Source organism: Bradyrhizobium stylosanthis, assembly GCF_001641335.1.
In the GTDB taxonomy this organism is placed as follows: domain Bacteria; phylum Pseudomonadota; class Alphaproteobacteria; order Rhizobiales; family Xanthobacteraceae; genus Bradyrhizobium; species Bradyrhizobium stylosanthis.
This window is the reverse complement of record NZ_LVEM01000002.1, coordinates 772,867-789,248: the sequence shown is the minus strand read 5'-3', so window position 1 is coordinate 789,248 and position 16,382 is coordinate 772,867. Positions and strand designations below refer to the sequence as shown.

Annotated in this window: 12 protein-coding genes; 8 read left to right on the top strand and 4 right to left on the bottom strand. The window is 65.3% G+C overall.

Features of this window, described 5'->3' with window-relative positions; all coding sequences use genetic code 11:
- The first annotated feature begins 22 nt into the window (after positions 1 to 22).
- The gene (locus A7X65_RS15630; RefSeq protein ID WP_063686235.1) at positions 23 to 409 is read left to right on the top strand and encodes an MAPEG family protein; all 387 of its coding nucleotides are present in this window, start codon (positions 23 to 25) and stop codon (positions 407 to 409) included.
- A gap of 106 nt (positions 410 to 515) precedes the next feature.
- Here A7X65_RS15630 and A7X65_RS15625 read toward each other — a convergent pair whose 3' ends face one another.
- From A7X65_RS15625 to A7X65_RS15615, 3 genes are all read right to left on the bottom strand, one after another.
- The gene (locus A7X65_RS15625) at positions 516 to 1,709 is read right to left on the bottom strand and encodes an ABC transporter substrate-binding protein (protein ID WP_063686233.1); all 1,194 of its coding nucleotides are present in this window, start codon (positions 1,707 to 1,709) and stop codon (positions 516 to 518) included.
- A gap of 271 nt (positions 1,710 to 1,980) precedes the next feature.
- Positions 1,981 to 5,145, bottom strand: a complete 3,165-nt coding sequence (locus A7X65_RS15620) for an efflux RND transporter permease subunit (protein WP_063686231.1) — start codon at positions 5,143 to 5,145, stop codon at positions 1,981 to 1,983.
- A complete protein-coding gene (locus A7X65_RS15615) occupies positions 5,142 to 6,341 on the bottom strand; it encodes an efflux RND transporter periplasmic adaptor subunit (RefSeq protein WP_063686229.1) in 1,200 nt (399 codons plus the stop codon). Before A7X65_RS15615 ends, A7X65_RS15620 begins: the two co-directional genes overlap by 4 nt.
- A 451-nt stretch (positions 6,342 to 6,792) precedes the next feature.
- Here A7X65_RS15615 and A7X65_RS15610 point away from each other — a divergent pair, with 451 nt between their 5' ends.
- From A7X65_RS15610 to A7X65_RS15580, 7 genes are all read left to right on the top strand, one after another.
- Positions 6,793 to 7,947 carry an iron-containing alcohol dehydrogenase gene (locus A7X65_RS15610; RefSeq protein WP_063686227.1) on the top strand — a complete coding sequence of 385 codons (1,155 nt, stop codon included), beginning with the start codon at positions 6,793 to 6,795 and terminating at the stop codon, positions 7,945 to 7,947.
- A 17-nt stretch (positions 7,948 to 7,964) separates the two neighbouring features.
- A complete protein-coding gene (locus A7X65_RS15605; RefSeq protein ID WP_063686225.1) occupies positions 7,965 to 9,515 on the top strand; it encodes an AMP-binding protein in 1,551 nt (516 codons plus the stop codon).
- Between the two features lie 407 nt (positions 9,516 to 9,922).
- The gene (locus A7X65_RS15600) at positions 9,923 to 11,521 is read left to right on the top strand and encodes an ABC transporter substrate-binding protein (protein WP_063686224.1); all 1,599 of its coding nucleotides are present in this window, start codon (positions 9,923 to 9,925) and stop codon (positions 11,519 to 11,521) included.
- Between the two features lie 32 nt (positions 11,522 to 11,553).
- Positions 11,554 to 12,501 (top strand): ABC transporter permease, encoded by a 948-nt coding sequence (locus A7X65_RS15595; protein ID WP_063686223.1) that lies wholly within the window; start codon positions 11,554 to 11,556, stop codon positions 12,499 to 12,501.
- A gap of 9 nt (positions 12,502 to 12,510) precedes the next feature.
- Positions 12,511 to 13,404 carry an ABC transporter permease gene (locus tag A7X65_RS15590; protein WP_063686222.1) on the top strand — a complete coding sequence of 298 codons (894 nt, stop codon included), beginning with the start codon at positions 12,511 to 12,513 and terminating at the stop codon, positions 13,402 to 13,404.
- Complete coding sequence (locus A7X65_RS15585; RefSeq protein ID WP_063686221.1) at positions 13,404 to 14,411, top strand: ABC transporter ATP-binding protein; 1,008 nt, start codon at positions 13,404 to 13,406, stop codon at positions 14,409 to 14,411. Before A7X65_RS15590 ends, A7X65_RS15585 begins: the two co-directional genes overlap by 1 nt.
- Positions 14,408 to 15,403: an ABC transporter ATP-binding protein gene (locus A7X65_RS15580; RefSeq protein ID WP_063686218.1), complete on the top strand. Its 996-nt coding sequence runs from the start codon at positions 14,408 to 14,410 to the stop codon at positions 15,401 to 15,403. The genes A7X65_RS15585 and A7X65_RS15580 overlap by 4 nt, the downstream gene beginning before the upstream one ends.
- A 106-nt stretch (positions 15,404 to 15,509) precedes the next feature.
- Here A7X65_RS15580 and A7X65_RS15575 read toward each other — a convergent pair whose 3' ends face one another.
- A complete protein-coding gene (locus A7X65_RS15575) occupies positions 15,510 to 16,319 on the bottom strand; it encodes a hypothetical protein (protein ID WP_063686216.1) in 810 nt (269 codons plus the stop codon).
- Between the last annotated feature and the right edge of the window lie 63 nt (positions 16,320 to 16,382).

Genomic DNA, 16,382 nt, shown 5'->3' with positions numbered 1-16,382 from the left:
GGCTTCTGCAAGGGAGCTACCAATGCATCACCTCACCGCCCTCGTCACGCTGCTGGCGATTGCATTTTATTTCTTCACCTCCATCAACGTCTCGCGCGCACGGACCAGGACGGGCGTCAAGGTACCGGCGATGTCGGGCCATCCGGATTTCGAGCGCGCTTTCCGCATCCAGATGAACACACTGGAATGGATGCCGATCTTCCTGCCGGCACTCTGGCTGTTCGCGATCTATATCAGCGACGCCATCGCCGCGGGGATCGGCGTGGTGTGGATCATCGGCCGCATCGTTTATTTCATCGGCTATTCGCAGGCCGCCGCCAAGCGCGGCCCCGGCTTTGGGATCCAGGCACTGGCCGCCGTCGCGTTGTGGGCGGGGGCGCTCGGAGCGGTGGTGTTGCGGATGGTGTGAGCCCGAGGCGCCGGCCACACACTCGGTGTCGTCCCGGCCTAGTGCGCAATTGCACACTAGGCCGGGACGACATTGGAGTTTGTTGCGCTAGCTTTGGCTCAATGCCTCACTTCGTCAGCGGGCAGCCGCTTTCCTTGGCGGTGAAGAAGGCCTTGTCGCCGGGGACGGTGGCGAGCAGCTTGTAATAGTCCCAGGGCTTCTTCGACTCCGAGGGCTTCTTGACCTCGAACAGATACATGTCGTGGACCATGCGGCCGTTCTCGAGCACCTTGCCGCCCTGCGCGAAGTCGTCGTCGACCGGCAGCTCCTTCAGCTTCTTGGCGACGGCATCCGGATCCTTGGTGCCGGCGGCCTTGACGGCCTTGAGATAGCTCAGCGTCGCCGAATAGGTGCCGGCCTGGATCATGTTCGGCATCCGGCCGGTGCGCTTGAGGAAGCGTTCGCCGAGATGACGCGACTTGTCGTTGACGTCCCAGTAATAGGCCTCGGTCAGCACCAGGCCTTGCGCGGCCTGCAAGCCGAGTCCGTTCACCTCGGCGAGCGTCATCAGGAGGCCCGCGAGCTTCTGGCCGCCGGAGACGATGCCGAATTCCGACGCCTGCTTGATCGAGTTGGTGGTGTCGAGGCCGGCATTGGCGAGGCCGACGATCTTCGCCTTCGAGCTCTGCGCCTGCAGCAGGAAGGAGGAGAAGTCCGAGGAGTTGAGCGGCACGCGCACCGAGCCGACCACCTTGCCGCCGTTGGCGGTGACGATCTCGCTGGTGTCCTTTTCCAGCGCGTAACCGAAGGCGTAGTCCGCGGTGAGGAAGAACCAGGTGTCGCCGCCGGCCTTGGTCAGCGCGCCGCCGGTACCGACGCCGAGCGCGCGGGTGTCATAGGCCCAGTGGAAGCCGTAGGGCTGGCAGGCATCGCCGGTGAGGCGCGAGGTCGCAGCACCGACGACGATGTCGATCTTCTTCTTTTCCTTGGAAAGCTCGTGGATCGCGAGCGCGACCGAGGAGGTCGTCAGCTCCGTGATCATGTCGACGTTCTCGACGTCGTACCAGCGCCGCGCGATCGAGGTGGCAAGATCAGGCTTGTTCTGGTGATCGGCGGTAACGAGTTCGATCTTCTGGCCGAGCACCTCGCCGCCAAAATCCTCGATCGCCATCTTGGCCGCTTCGACCGACCATTTGCCGCCGTAATCGGCATAGACGCCGGACTGGTCGTTGAGGATGCCGATCTTGACGCCTTGCGCGAAGGCCGGCGCTGCCAGCAGCAGGGCCGAGGTTGCGACGGCGGCCAAAAGGGCTGATTTCATCTGTGAGCTCCCAGCAGTTTTCTGTTTTGAAATCGCGCGGATACTAGTGAACAACCCCGCCCCTGCCCATCCATTGCATGTTGGTCGTTAGTATGAAGTGAGCCTGCCACAAAGATGGTGTCGTCCCGGCGAAGGCCGGGACCCATACGCCGCAGCAAGGGTTTTACGAAGGCTTGGAGTTACCGGCTCGCCCCACACCTCTCCCTGGGGTTATGGGTCCCGGCCTTCGCCGGGACGACACCGAGATTTTGGATACGTCGAGGCTCACCAACTACGCCACCGCCTCCGGCTTCTTGTCCTGCCGCCCCTCGGCCAGGTTCCGCACCACCACGTAGAAGATCGGGGTGAACAGCAGCCCGAACAGGGTGACGCCGATCATGCCGAAGAAGACGGCAACGCCGACGGCCTGGCGCATCTCCGAACCGGAGCCGGTCGAGACCACCAGCGGCAGCACGCCGAGGATGAACGCGAACGACGTCATCAGGATCGGCCGCAGGCGCAAGCGGCAGGCCTCGATCACGGCCTCCAGCCGGGGCTTGCCTTCCTTCTCGATGTCGCGCGCGAACTCCACGATCAGGATCGCGTTTTTCGCCGCGAGGCCCACCAGTACGACGAAGCCGATCTGGGTCAGGATGTTGACGTCCTGCCCCATGATGCGAACGCCGACGGTGGCGGCCAGCAGGCACATCGGCACGATCAGGATGACCGCGAATGGAAGCGTCCAGCTGCCATATTGCGCGGCAAGCACGAGATAGACGAACAGCACGCAGATCGGGAACACGAGCAGGCCCGCATTGCCGCCGGTGATCTGCTGGTAGGACAGATCCGTCCATTCGAAGGTGAAGCCGCTCGGCAGCGTATCGTCCGCGAGCTTCTTGATGGCGTTGAGCGCGGTGGTCGAGCTGGTGCCCGGCGCCGGTTCGCCCTGCAGCTCGGACGCCGCATAGAGATTGTAGCGCGCGACGCGGTCGGGGCCCGAGACGTCCTTGAACTCGACCACGCTGCCGAGCATCACCATGTCGCCGTTGGCATTACGCGTGCGCAGGCGTGAAAGGTCGCTTGGCTCCTTCCGGAACGGGAAGTCGGCCTGTGCGGTGACGTGGTAGGTGCGACCGAACAGGTTGAAGTCGTTGACATAGGTCGACCCGAAATAGGTCTGGATCGTGTCGTTGATGTTGGCGATGGGCACGCCGAGCTTCTGCGCCTTGGTGCGGTCGATGTCGACGAACAGCTGCGGCGTGTTGGCCGAGAACGGCGAGAACACCGTGGGAGCGAGCAGCGCGTGCGATTTGCGCGCGGCGGCGACCAGCTCGTCGGTCGCAGCGGCGAGCATTTCGGGGCCGCGACCCTGCCGGTCCTGGATGCGGATGGTGAAGCCACCGCCGGTGCCGATGCCGGGCACGGCCGGCGGCGGGATGACGATGATGAACGCGCCCTGTATCGCGGAAAGCCGCTTGCGCAGCTCGGCCGTGATCGCGTTCGCCGTGAGGCCTTTCTTGATCCGCGCCTCGGGCTCCTCGAACACCGGGAACAGCGCCGCCGCGTTGCCGGCCTGCGTGCGGGTGGCGCCGGAGAAGCCGGCGAAGGCAGCGACGCGGATAATACCCGGCGTATCCAACGAGATCCGCTCGATCTCGCGCACCACCTCGGTGGTGCGCGCCAGCGAGGCCGCGCCGGGCAATTGCACGGAGATGATGACGTAGCCGCGATCCTGCGCGGGGATGAAGCCCTGCGGCGTGGTCACGATCAGCCAGCCGGCGCTGCCGATCAGCACCACGTAAGCCAGCAGCATCACCACGGAATGGCGGATGACGAAATTGGCGAGGCCGGCATAGCCGTGCGAGAGCCGGTCGAATATGCGGTTGAAGACACCGGTGAAGGCATTCCAGCCGCGCGCGACAAGATTCCAGGCGGCCGGCGGCCGCTTCTCCTCGTGCGGCGTCAGGATCAGCGAGGCCAATGCCGGCGACAGCGTCAGCGAGCAGAAGCAGGAGATCGCGGTCGCCACCGCAATGGTGACGGCGAATTGCTGGAAGAACTGCCCGGAGATGCCGCCGAGGAAGGCGGTCGGCACGAACACCGCGCACAGCACCAGCGCGATCGAGACCAGCGCGCCGCCGACCTCCTCCATGGTCTTGAGTGCGGCATCGCGCCGGCTCAAGCCGTGCTCGAGATGGCGTTCGACATTCTCGACCACGACGATGGCGTCGTCGACGACGATGCCGACCGCGAGCACGAGGCCGAACAGCGTGAGATTGTTGATGGAGAAGCCGAGCGCCGCCATCACCGCGAAGGTGCCGACCAGCGAGACCGGGATCGCGATGATCGGAATGATCGCGGGCCGCCATCCCTGCAGGAACACCAGCACCACGATGACCACCAGCAGCATGGCCTCGTAGATGGTCTTGATCAGCTCATGGACCGACTGCGCGATGAACTCGGTCGGGTTGTAGCCGATATTGTAGTCGAGGCCTTTCGGAAAGCTCTCCTTCAGCCTGGTCATGGTGTCGGAGATGTTCTTCGCGGTCGCGAGCGCGTTCGACCCCGGCCGCTGCGTCACCAGCATGGCGACCGCCGACTTGCGCAGCAGGAAGCTGTTGGTGGAATAGGCGAGCGCGCCGAGCTCGATGCGGGCGACGTCGCGCAGGCGTACCGTGCGGCCGTCGGAGCCGGCCTTGATCAGGATGTCCTCGAACTGCTTCTGGTCCTTCAGGCGTCCCGTGAAGGTGAGGTTCGGCTGGAAGGCACGGTCCGCGATCGGCGGTTCGGCGATCTGGCCGCCCGCGATCTGCACGTTCTGGGCCCGGATTGCGGCCAGCACCTCGGTCGAGGTCAGGCCGAGATTGGCGATGCGGTCAGGATCGAGCCACAGCCGCATCGAATAGTCGCGGGCGCCGAAGATCTGGATGTCGCCGACGCCGTCGATGCGCAAGAGCTGGTCGCGAACCTGCAGCAGCGCGTAGTTGGAGATGTAGAGCTGGTCGAAAGTGTCGTCCGGCGACAGCATGAACACGACCATCAGGATGTCGGGCGAGTTCTTGCGGGTGGTGACGCCGTTGCGCTGCACCTCCTCGGGCAGGCGCGGCTGCGCGATGGCGACACGGTTCTGCACCAACACCTGGGCCTTGTCGAGGTCGGTGCCGAGCTTGAAGGTGACGGTGATGGTGAGCTGGCCGTTCGAGGTCGCCTGGCTGTAGAGATACAGCATGTCTTCGACGCCGTTGATCTCCTGCTCGATGGGAGCTGCGACCGTGTCGGACACGGTCTGCGCGGAGGCGCCGGGATATTGCGTGGTGACCACAACGGTGGGCGGGACCACTTGCGGATATTCGGACACCGGCAGCGTGGTGTAGGCGAGCGCACCGACGATCAGCAGCACGATCGACAGCACCATCGCCAGGATGGGCTGATTGATGGAGAGACGGCCGAGATTCATGACTTGCCACCAGCCGGCGCGGTCTGCGGAGCAACCTTGGCGCCGACGCGGGCGCGCTGGATGCCGTTGACGATGACGCGATCGTCCGGCTTCAGGCCTTCGCGGATCACGCGCAGGCCGTCGTCGAGCGGCCCGAGCACCACGGGGCGGGCCTCGACCGTGTCGTCAGGCTTGACCACGAAAACGATCTTGCGGGACTGGTCGGTCGCAACGGCGACGTCGGGGATCAGCAGCGCCTCATAGGGCGCGCTGCCGATCAGGCGGACGCGGCCGAACTGGCCGGGCAGGATCGACAGATCGGTGTTCTTGATCACGGCGCGGCTGCGCAGCGTGCCGGTGGAGACGTCGAGGCGGTTGTCGAGGAAGTTGATGGTGCCTTCGCGCGAGGCCTTGGTCTCGCCGGCGAGCGTCACCTGCACCGGGTTCGCGGTGTCGCGCGAGCTCGGCCGCTTACCCTCGAACCAAAGCTTGCTGTATTTGATGAAGGTCGCCTCATCCATGTCGAAATAGACGTAGATCGGATCGAGCGTCACGATCGAGGTCAGCAGCGTCGAGGCGCCGTTGTCGCTGCCCTGCACGAGATTACCGGGGCTGACGAGATGGCGGCTGACGCGGCCGGTGAGCGGCGCGGTCACATGGGTGAACTCGATGTTGAGCCGCGCGGCCTTCAGCGCGCCTGCGGCCTGCACTTCCGCGGCGTGCGCGGCCTGCAGGGCCTGGCGGCGCTGGTCGACGACCTGCTCGGAGACGGCGCTGGTCTGAACCAGGTTCAGGCCGCGGTCGAGCTCGCGCTTGGCAAGCTCCACCTTGGCGCGGGCATCGGAGAGCTGGCCGTCCGCCTGCTCGGCCACCGCCTCGAACGGACGCGGGTCGATGACATAAAGCAGATCGCCCTGGCGCACGATGGCGCCGTCCTGGAATTCGACGGAGTTGACGAAGCCGCCGACGCGCGGGCGCACCTGCACCTCCTCGACCGCCTCGAAGCGTCCCGTGAACTCGTCCCAATCGGTGACAGTGCGCTTGACCGGCTGGGCGACCGTCACCGGCGCAGGCGGCGGCGCGGAGGCTTGCGAAGCCGGCTGGCCGCAACCTGCGAGCGCGAATGAAGCAGCGAGGAGGCCCGCTATCGCGTAATGCCGCAACTGAACGAAATCGTGCTTTTTGACATATGGCTCGCTTCCGTCCGGTCCGATCATCCCAAGTCCTCGCATCAAAAGCCGCGGAAAATGCAGGGTATTCGCCTGTTCGCGGGTCCTACAGGATGGGCGGCAATGATGAACTCTTCAAGACCCATGCACGCGCAATGCTTGGACAGACGCCCTGACCGGATGGCGGGTTGACAAGGGGTATAGCCGGCTTCGCACGCGATGATGAGTGGGCGAGACGTGCATGGACTTATTCGCGGGGTTCATGAATGACGGGGTCGTTGAGCGCCTCCATTTCCGTCATGCCCGGGCTTGTCCCGGGCACCCACGTTCTTGGTGCCACGGGACAAGACGTGATGGCCGGGACAAGCCCGGCCATGACGGTGCGGAAGCTTGAGACGAGGGAACGAAACGGCCAGCGTCTTCGCGCATGACGGGCGCGGCGGGCTCGGCTAGACTTCCCCTCACAAAAACAAAGACGAATTGTCCGGGGAGGACAGGCGTGCACCAGGGACGTGTCGTTTACGGCGCGATCGAGGAGGTCGTGTTCGGCCAGCCTGCGGCCGGCGCGATCGTGGCGCAGATGGACCGGCTGGGAACGCGCCGCGCCTTCCTGATGGTCTCGGGGACGCTGAACCGCCAGACCGACGAGATCACGAAAATCAGGGATGCGCTCGGCGCACGCTGCGCCGGCCTGTTCGACGCCATGCCGGCGCACACGCCGCGCGAAGCGGTGATTGCCGCCACCAATGCGGCGCGCGAGGCCGGCGCCGACCTGATCGTCACCGTCGGCGGCGGCTCGATCACCGACGGCGCCAAGGCGGTGCAGCTCTGCCTTGCCAACGGCATCGACACGATCGACGGCATCGACCGCATCCGCGTGCACAAGGGCGTCGCACCCGAGATGAAGGCGCCGGCCGTACGCCAGGTCAGCGTGCCGACCACGATCGCCGGCGGCGAGTTCAGTTCAATCGCGGGCGTGACCGACCGCAACACCAACGTGAAGCAGATGCTGCGGCATCCGCTGGCCGTGCCGCGCGCGACCATCCTCGATCCCGCCATGACCGTGCACACGCCGGAATGGCTGTTCCTCTCCACCGGCATCCGCGCCCTCGATCATTGCGTCGAGGCGATCTGCTCGCGCGAGACGCACCCTTACGCCGACGCGCAATCGGTCAAAGGACTTGCCATGCTCGCCGATGCGCTGCCGCGGGTGAAGGCCGATCCTTCCGATCTCGCCGCGCGGATGGACGCGCAGATCGGGACCTGGCTGTCGATGGGGGCGCTCGCCGCCGGCGTGCCGATGGGCGCCAGCCACGGCATCGGCTATGTGCTGGGGGCGGCCTTCGACGTGCCGCACGGCTACACCTCCTGCGTCATGCTGCCGGCCGTGATGCGCTGGAATGCGCGCGACAATGCCGAGCGGCAGATCATTGTCGCGGCCGCAATGGGCTTCCCCGGCCGTGACGCCGCCGACGTGCTCGATGCCTTCATCCGCTCGCTCGGCATGCCGCGCAGCCTCGCGGACGTGGGTGTCTCGCCGGAGCATTTCGATGTGATCGCCGAGCAGGCGATGCGCACGAACTGGATCCCGCGCAACCCGCGCAAGATCGAAAGCCCCGCCGATATCCGCGAAATCCTGTCTCTCGCCGCATGATCCAAGCCGGAGGATAGATGTACACTGGTCACCACGCGCGCCTGCGTCCGCTGCAGCCTGCCTTCATCATGGCCGCAACGGGCGAGACCGTCACCTATCGCGAGCTGGACGCGCGCAGCAATCGCCTCGCGCAGCTATTTCGCAGGCAGGGCCTGAAGCGGCTCGACCACTACTCGATCTTCATGGAGAACAATTCGCGCTATCTCGAGGCCTGCGGCGCAGGCGAGCGCTCCGGGCTGTACTACACCTGCATCAACTCGTTCCTGACGCCGGGCGAGCTCGCCTATCTCCTCGTCAACAGCCAGTCGAAGATCCTGATCACGTCGATGGCCAAGCTCGACATCGCGCGCGAGGCGATCAAGGCCTGTCCCGACATCAAGCTCTGCATCGTCGCCGACGGTCCCGGCGAGAGCGATCGCATCGTCGGCCTTGCCGAGGTGACAGCCGACTTGCCGGCGACGCCGATCGCGGATGAATGGCTCGGCACGGCCATGCTTTATTCGTCGGGCACGACGGGGCGGCCGAAGGGCATCCTGCGGCCACTGCCGGAGGAGCCGCCGAAGCACAATCTGCCGCTGTTCGATTTCCTCACCAAGCTCTGGCGCTACCGCGAGGGCATGGTCTACCTGTCGCCGGCCCCGCTCTATCATTCGGCGCCGCAGGCGGCCGTGAACCTCACGATCCGCATGGGCGGCACCGTGATCATCATGGAGAGCTTCGACCCCGAGTGCTATCTCCAGCTCGTCCAGCAATGGGGCATCACCCACACCCAGCTGGTGCCGACGATGTTCTCGCGGATGCTGAAGCTGCCGGAGGAGGTGCGACGCCGCTACGATTTGTCGTCGCTGGAGATCGCGATCCACGCCGCCGCGCCCTGCCCGGCGCTCGTCAAGGAGGACATCATCAAATGGTGGGGACCGATCATCCACGAATATTACGGGGCGACCGAAGGCCTCGGCTTTACCGCCTGCAACAGCGAGGAATGGCTTAGTCACCGCGGCACGGTCGGCAAGGTGCTGCTCGGCGACCTCCACATTCTCGACGAGAACATGCAGCCGTGCCCGACCGGCACGCCCGGACAAGTCTGGTTCAAGACCGGATCGCCGTTCGAATATTTCGACGACCCCGAGAAGACCAGGGAGGCGCGCTCGGCCGACGGCAGCATGAGCACGGTCGGCGATGTCGGCTATGTCGACGACGACCGTTTCCTCTACCTCACCGACCGCGCCACCTTCATGATCATCTCCGGTGGCGTGAACATCTATCCGCAGGAATGCGAGAATCTGCTGATCACACATCCGAAGGTCGCCGACGCCGCGGTGTTCGGCGTGCCCAATCCCGATCTCGGCGAGGAAGTGAAGGCGGTGGTGCAGCCGATGCCGGGCGTGCTGCCCGGCGAGGCGCTCGCCGAGGAGCTGATCGCGTTCTGCGGGCAACATCTGTCGCGACAGAAGGTGCCGCGCTCGGTTGACTTCGAGAAGGAATTGCCGCGGCTGCCGACCGGCAAGCTGTACAAGCGGCTGCTGCGCGACCGGTATTGGGGGAACAAGACGTCGCGGATCGTGTGAGGGCTTGTTCCGTCGGGTGGTTGACGCAAGCTGCGCGCCGCAACACTCCATGCCGTCCCGGCCTAGTGCGCAATCGCGCACGGGGGCCGGGACCCATACCGCGTGACCTATCGATTGTAAGCGGTCGCCGTACCGGACGACTTTCTTTGCCAAACTCCTCCCCGGGGTTATGGGTCCCGGCCTTCGAGGGACAACGGCGGAGTTTTTGGATGCGACTGCGCATTACACACCACAGGAACCGCCTTCGCACCTGCACTCTCACATTATGAAAATGTGAAAGGCCTGCGGCCTTCCGTCATCCGAATTGCGGAGAGTGCCGCCGCGCTTGCGGGTTGCCTCGCCGTGCTTGCCTCGGCTATCGTCCTGACAAACAGGCCACAAAGGCCGATTGTCCAGGGAGGACGAGGATGCGGAGCGTGCGGGCGCTCGCCGCGACGGCGGCGCTATCTTTGCTGGCGTTTTCGACCATTGCATTCGCCGGCGAGCCCAAGCAGGGCGGTATTCTGCGGATGTACCATCGCGACAGCCCCGGCAATGCCTCGATCCACGAGGGCGCGACCTACTCGCTCAATGTTCCCTTCATGCCTGTCTTCAACAACCTCGTCATCTACAAGCAGGACGAGGCGCAGAACAGGATGGACAACATCATGCCCGAGCTCGCCGAGAGCTGGGCCTGGGTGAACGACAACAAGACCCTGACCTTCAAGCTGCGCCAGGGCGTGAAATGGCATGACGGCAAGCCGTTCACGTCGGCGGACGTCAAATGCACGTTCGACATGCTGATGGGCAAGTCGCAGCAGAAGTTCCGGCAGAACCCGCGCAAGACCTGGTACGAGCAGGTCAATGATATCTCCACCAACGGCGATCTCGAGGTCTCGTTCAACCTGAAGCGGCCGCAGCCCTCGCTGCTGGCGCTGCTGGCCTCCGGCTATACGCCGGTCTATCCCTGCCACGTCTCGCCCGGCGACATGCGCACGCATCCGATCGGCACCGGTCCGTTCAAGTTCGTCGAGTTCAAGGCCAATGAATCGATCAAGCTGACGCGGAACACGGATTACTGGCGCAAGGGCCGTCCCTATCTCGACGGCATCGAGTTCACCATCATTCCGAACCGCTCGACCGCGATCCTCGCCTTCGTCGCCGGCAAGTTCGACATGACCTTCCCGACCGAGGTGAGCATTCCGCTGCTGAAGGACGTGAAGTCGCAGGCGCCGAACGCGGTCTGCGTGGTCGAGCCCAACAACGTCGCCACCAACATCATCGTCAATTCGAGCGCCCCGCCCTTCGACAACATCGATATCCGCCGCGCCATGGCGCTGACGCTCGACCGCAAGGCCTTCATCTCGATCATGTTCGAGGGCCAGGGCGACGTCGGCGGCACCATGCTGCCGCCGCCGAACGGCCTGTGGGGCATGCCGAAGGAGATGCTCGAGACCATTCCGGGCTACGGCCCCGACGTGAAAGCCAACCGCGAGGAAGCCAAGAAGCTGATGCAAAAGGCCGGCTACGGCCCGGACAAGCATCTCGCCGTCAAGGTCTCGACCCGCAACATCCCGGTCTACCGCGATCCCGCGGTGATCCTGATCGACCAGCTCAAGAGCATCTATATCGACGGCGAGCTCGACGTGGTCGAGACTGCGAACTGGTTCCCGAAGATCGCGCGCAAGGACTACATGCTCGGGCTCAACCTGACCGGCAACGCCGTCGACGATCCCGACCAGTCCTTCTACGAGAATTATTCCTGCGGGTCGGAGCGCAACTACACCAACTACTGCAACAAGGAGATCGAGAAGCTATTCGACGTGCAGTCGCAGGAGACCGACATCGCCAAACGCAAGAAACTGGTGTGGGACATCGACAAGAAGTTGCAGGAGGACGTCGCACGCCCGATCATCTTCCACGCGCGCACCGGCTCCTGCTGGCAGCCCTACGTCAAGGGCGTGACGATCATGTCGAACAGCTCGTATAATGGCTATCGCTACGAGGACGTCTGGATGGACAAGTAGCGCAGGCTGACGGGTTCGGCAGGAGGCGAAGGATGTTTGCCTATCTGGTGCGACGCCTGTTCCTGATGCTCGTGACCCTGTTCGGGATCTCGATCGTCATCTTCTTCCTGCTGCGCATCGTGCCCGGCAACATCGTCGACATCCTGTTCGCCGCCGCCGGCTATGTCGATCCCGCCGACAAGGCCAATCTGGAGAAAGAGCTCGGCATCGACCAGCCGCTGATCGTGCAATATTGGCACTGGATCAGCGGCTTTCTGCGCGGCGATTTCGGCTACTCCTACGTCTCGGAGAAGCCGGCGCTGCAGGAGATCCTGCCGCGGATCCCGATCACGGCGCGGCTCGCAGGCCTGGCGCTGCTGTTCTCGGCCTCCATCGGCATTCCCCTGGGCGTCATCAGCGCCGTCAAGCAGGGTACAAAGCTCGACTACGCGCTGCGCGTGGTCAGCCTCAGCGGCTTGTCGCTGCCCTCGTTCTGGCTCGGCCTGCTCATCCTCACCGCGGCGGTGGCGATGTTCGGCCAGATCCCGATCTTCAATCCGAACCCGCAGACCTGGCTGGAGGCGTTCACCACCTACGCCGTCCCGGCCGCCGCCGTCGGTTTCCGCAGCGCCGCGCTGACCATGCGCATCACGCGATCATCGATGCTGGAAGTGCTGCGGCAGGACTATATCCGCACGGCGCGCGCCAAGGGCGCCTCCGACGCTGCCGTGAATTATCACCACGCGCTGAAGAACGCGATCCTGCCCGTCATCACCGTGATCGGCATCGAGGCGGCGTTCCTGATCGGCGGCCTGATCGTCACCGAGACCGTATTCAACATTCCCGGCGTCGCGCGCTTCCTGGTCGAGGCGATCCGCTGGCGCGACTATCCGATCGTGCAGAACCTCGTGATGTTCATTGCCGTCGTGGTGGTGTTCGCGAACTTCACCGTCGACATGCTCTACGCGGTGTTCGATCCGCGCATCAGATACACCGATTAGGAGAGCTGTTTGGCCGCGATCGACTTCGATGTTGAACTGAGACGCGCCGGGGCGCATGCGACTGGCGGGTGGCGGCGCGTGCTGTTCATGGCGCAGCGGCACGTGCTGGGCGCGGCCGGACTCATCATCATGACGGTGTTCGTGCTCACCGCGATCTTTGCCGACTTCATTGCGCGCTACGATCCGCTCACGGTCGATTCCGCCCGCGCGCTGGCCCGGCCGAGCTGGGCACACTGGATGGGGACGGACTCGTTCGGCCGCGACGTGTTCAGCCGCATCATCCACGGCGCGCGCATCTCGCTCGCGGTCGGGATCGGATCGACCGCGCTCGGCGGCACCATCGGCGTCATCGTCGGTTTGACCTCCGGCTATCTCTCCGGCTGGGTCGACCTCGTGTTTCAGCGCGTCTCCGATGTGCTGCAGGCACTGCCGCTGCTGGTGCTGGCCCTGATCATGACGGCCGCGCTCGGACCGTCGCTGCCGAACGTCATCATCGCCATCGCCATTCCGCTGATCCCGACCGTGTCGCGCGTCATCCGCGCCAACACGCTGGCGCTGCGCGAGCAGCCCTTCGTCGAGGCCGCCAAATCGATCGGCATGAGCGAGGTCCGCATCGCGCTCCGCCACGTGCTGCCGAACACGCTGGCGCCGCTGATCGTACTCGCCACCGCGCAGCTCGGCTCGACCATACTCACCGAAGCCTCGCTCTCCTTCCTCGGCCTCGGCATTCCCGAGCCTTACCCGTCATGGGGCCGCATGCTCTCCGAATCCGCCGCCGAGTATGTCCGCACCGCGCCGTGGCTGGTGATCTTCCCGGGCATCGCGATCAGCCTCGCCGTGTTCGGCGCGAACCTGTTCGGCGACGCCCTGCGCGACATCCTCGATCCCCGGCAGCGCGGCTGATGGCGAACAAATCCGATCTCGTGCTCGACGTGAAGAACCTGAAGACGGTGTTCTTCACCAATTCCGGCCTGTTCAAGGCCGTGGACGACCTGTCCTTCACCGTGAAGCGCGGCGAGACGCTGGCGATCGTCGGCGAATCCGGTTGCGGCAAGAGCGTCACCGCGCTGTCGCTGATGCGGCTCGTGCCCGATCCGCCCGGCCGCATCGTCGGCGGCTCCGTCACGCTCGAAGGCACCGACCTGCTGGCGCTGGACGAAGCGCAGATGCGCGCAGTCAGGGGCAACCGCATCTCCATGATCTTCCAGGAACCGATGACCTCGCTCAATCCGGTGATCCGGATCGGCGACCAGATCGTCGAGGCGGTGCGGCTGCATCGCAACCTGTCGCGGAAGGAGGCCGGTGAGATCGCGGTCGAGATGCTGCGCCTGGTGCGCATTCCCGAACCGGCGCGGCGTGCGCGCGAGTATCCGCACCAGCTCTCCGGCGGCATGCGCCAGCGCGCGATGATCGCGATGGCGCTGGCCTGCCGGCCGGCGCTGCTGATCGCGGACGAGCCGACCACCGCACTCGATGTCACCATCCAGGCGCAGATCCTGGCGCTGATCCTCGACCTGCAGAGGGAGCTCGGCACCGGCCTCGTGCTGATCACGCACGATCTCGGCGTCGTCGCGCAGACCGCGCAGCGCGTGATCGTGATGTATGCGGGGCGGAAGGTCGAGGAAGCCGGCGTCGAGGCGCTGTTCGCCGCGCCAAAGCATCCTTATACGCGCGGATTGATGGCCTCGATCCCGGCGGTGCCGGCCTCCGGCGCTCCCGCGCAGGCGCGGCTGAACGAAATTCCCGGCACCGTGCCCTCGCTGGTGCGGCTGCCGCAAGGCTGCGCCTTCGCACCGCGCTGCAAGCTCGCGGTGAAACGCTGCGAGGCCGAATATCCGCCGCTGGCGGATTGGGGCGGCGGCCATCTCGCAGCCTGCTGGCGCGCGGAAGAAGTGGCGGAGGTGGCATGACCGAGGCGCTGCTCGAGGTCACCGACCTCACGAAACACTATCCGGTGCGCGCCGGCGTGCTGCGCCGGCAGGTCGGCACCGTGCATGCGGTGGATGGCGTCTCGTTCTCGCTCGGCACCGGCGAGACGCTCGGGCTCGTCGGCGAATCCGGCTGCGGCAAGTCGACGGTGGCACGCAGCGTGCTGCGGCTGGTCGAGCCGACCTCGGGCCAGATCCGGCTCGAGGGCGAGGACATCACGCATCTGTCCAAGACCGCGCTGCGCCCGCACCGCCGCTCGATGCAGATCGTATTCCAGGATCCCTTTGCCTCGCTCAATCCGCGCATGACCGCGGGCGACATCGTCGGCGAACCGCTGGCCGTGCACGGGCTCGCGAGCGGCAAGGAGCTGGAGGCGCGGGTCGCAAGACTGTTCGAGCAAGTGGGCCTGCGGCCGGACCAGATGCAGAATTTCCCGCACCAGTTTTCTGGCGGCCAGCGCCAGCGCATCTGCATCGCCCGCGCGCTCGCGCTGGAGCCGCGCCTGATCGTCTGCGACGAGCCGGTGTCCGCGCTCGACGTCTCGATCCAGGCGCAGGTGATCAACCTGCTGATCGACCTGCAGCGCCAGCACGGCTTCTCCTATCTCTTCATCGCGCACGACCTCGCCGTGGTCGCACATATCAGCCATCGCGTGGCCGTGATGTATCTCGGCCGCATCGTCGAGATCGCCGACAAGGACGAGCTGTTCCGCAACCCCAGGCATCCCTACACGCAGGCGCTGCTCGCCTCGGTGCCGGTCGCCAATCCGCTCGCAAAGAAGCTGGTGCCGCTGGTCGATGGCGATGTGCCGAGCCCGGTCAATCCGCCGTCCGGCTGCGCGTTTCACACCCGCTGCCGGTTCGCGATGGAGCGCTGCAGGACGGAGCGCCCCGCGCTGCTGGATGCCGGCGACGGGCACCAGGTGGCGTGCCTGCTGAATGAGGGGACGGGGCGAAACAACGCGGTTGCGTAGGGCTCGTAGGTGGGCAAAGCGACTTGTCCGCCGTAGCTCGAAGAGCGAAGGCGGAAGCGCGCCCACCATTCCAAACTGCGATCACCACACGATGGTGGGCACGGCGCTATGCGCCTTTGCCCACCCTACGATCACGGAGCGTGCTAATCACCGGCCACGCAGCCAGCGCGGCGGCGAGATGCTTGAGCGTATGACCCGAGACAAGATGCCCCGTCGCTTCGAACACGGTCGCATCGCCGAGCTCGAAGAGCTTGGCCAGCACATAGAAGAAGATCACGCCGCCGAGCGGCACGCCAAGCGCACCGGGGCGAGGTCGTGTCAACGCCAGTCCCACCGCGAGCGCCATGCCGCCGAACTGCACGACGGCCCATGGCGTGATGTTGTCGCGCGCCACCCAGGCCGCGAGCGGACCCGCAACCATCATCAGCAGCACCAGCACCCGGCCGGCGCGCATGCTGACGCGCTCGCTGGCTGCGATGCCGAGAAGGCCCGCGAATGCCACCGCCATGCCGAGGCGATCTGCCACGAGGCGCTGCGGCACGTCGGGAGCGAGATGATAGAAAGTCGAGCCCACGCAAGTGAGGATCAGCCCCACGAAGAGCCAGCCTGTGCCCGCGGGCGCATCGGGACGGGCGCGCAGCAGCACCAGGCCCCAGACACCCAGCGCGAGGAAGGCGAGGTTGCTCAGCACATCGCCGGCATTGGGCAAGCCGAACCAGCTGCGACTGTCGACGTAATGCGGGATCGGCCAGGCGGAGGCAGACAGAGCCGGCGCGAAGATTGCCGCCAGCACCAGGAGGAGGACAGCGGCGCTCAGGTATGTTTCGCCGACCTGTGCTCCGGCGAGGGGAAGCCGGGACGGCAGGAAGCGGGACGTAGCATTGGTCTCTGGAGGGGAATCAGTTGCGCGCTGCATGCGGGCCTCCCGACAAAATGAACAATGTTCAATATAGTTCAAGATTGAACGTTGTTCAACGGT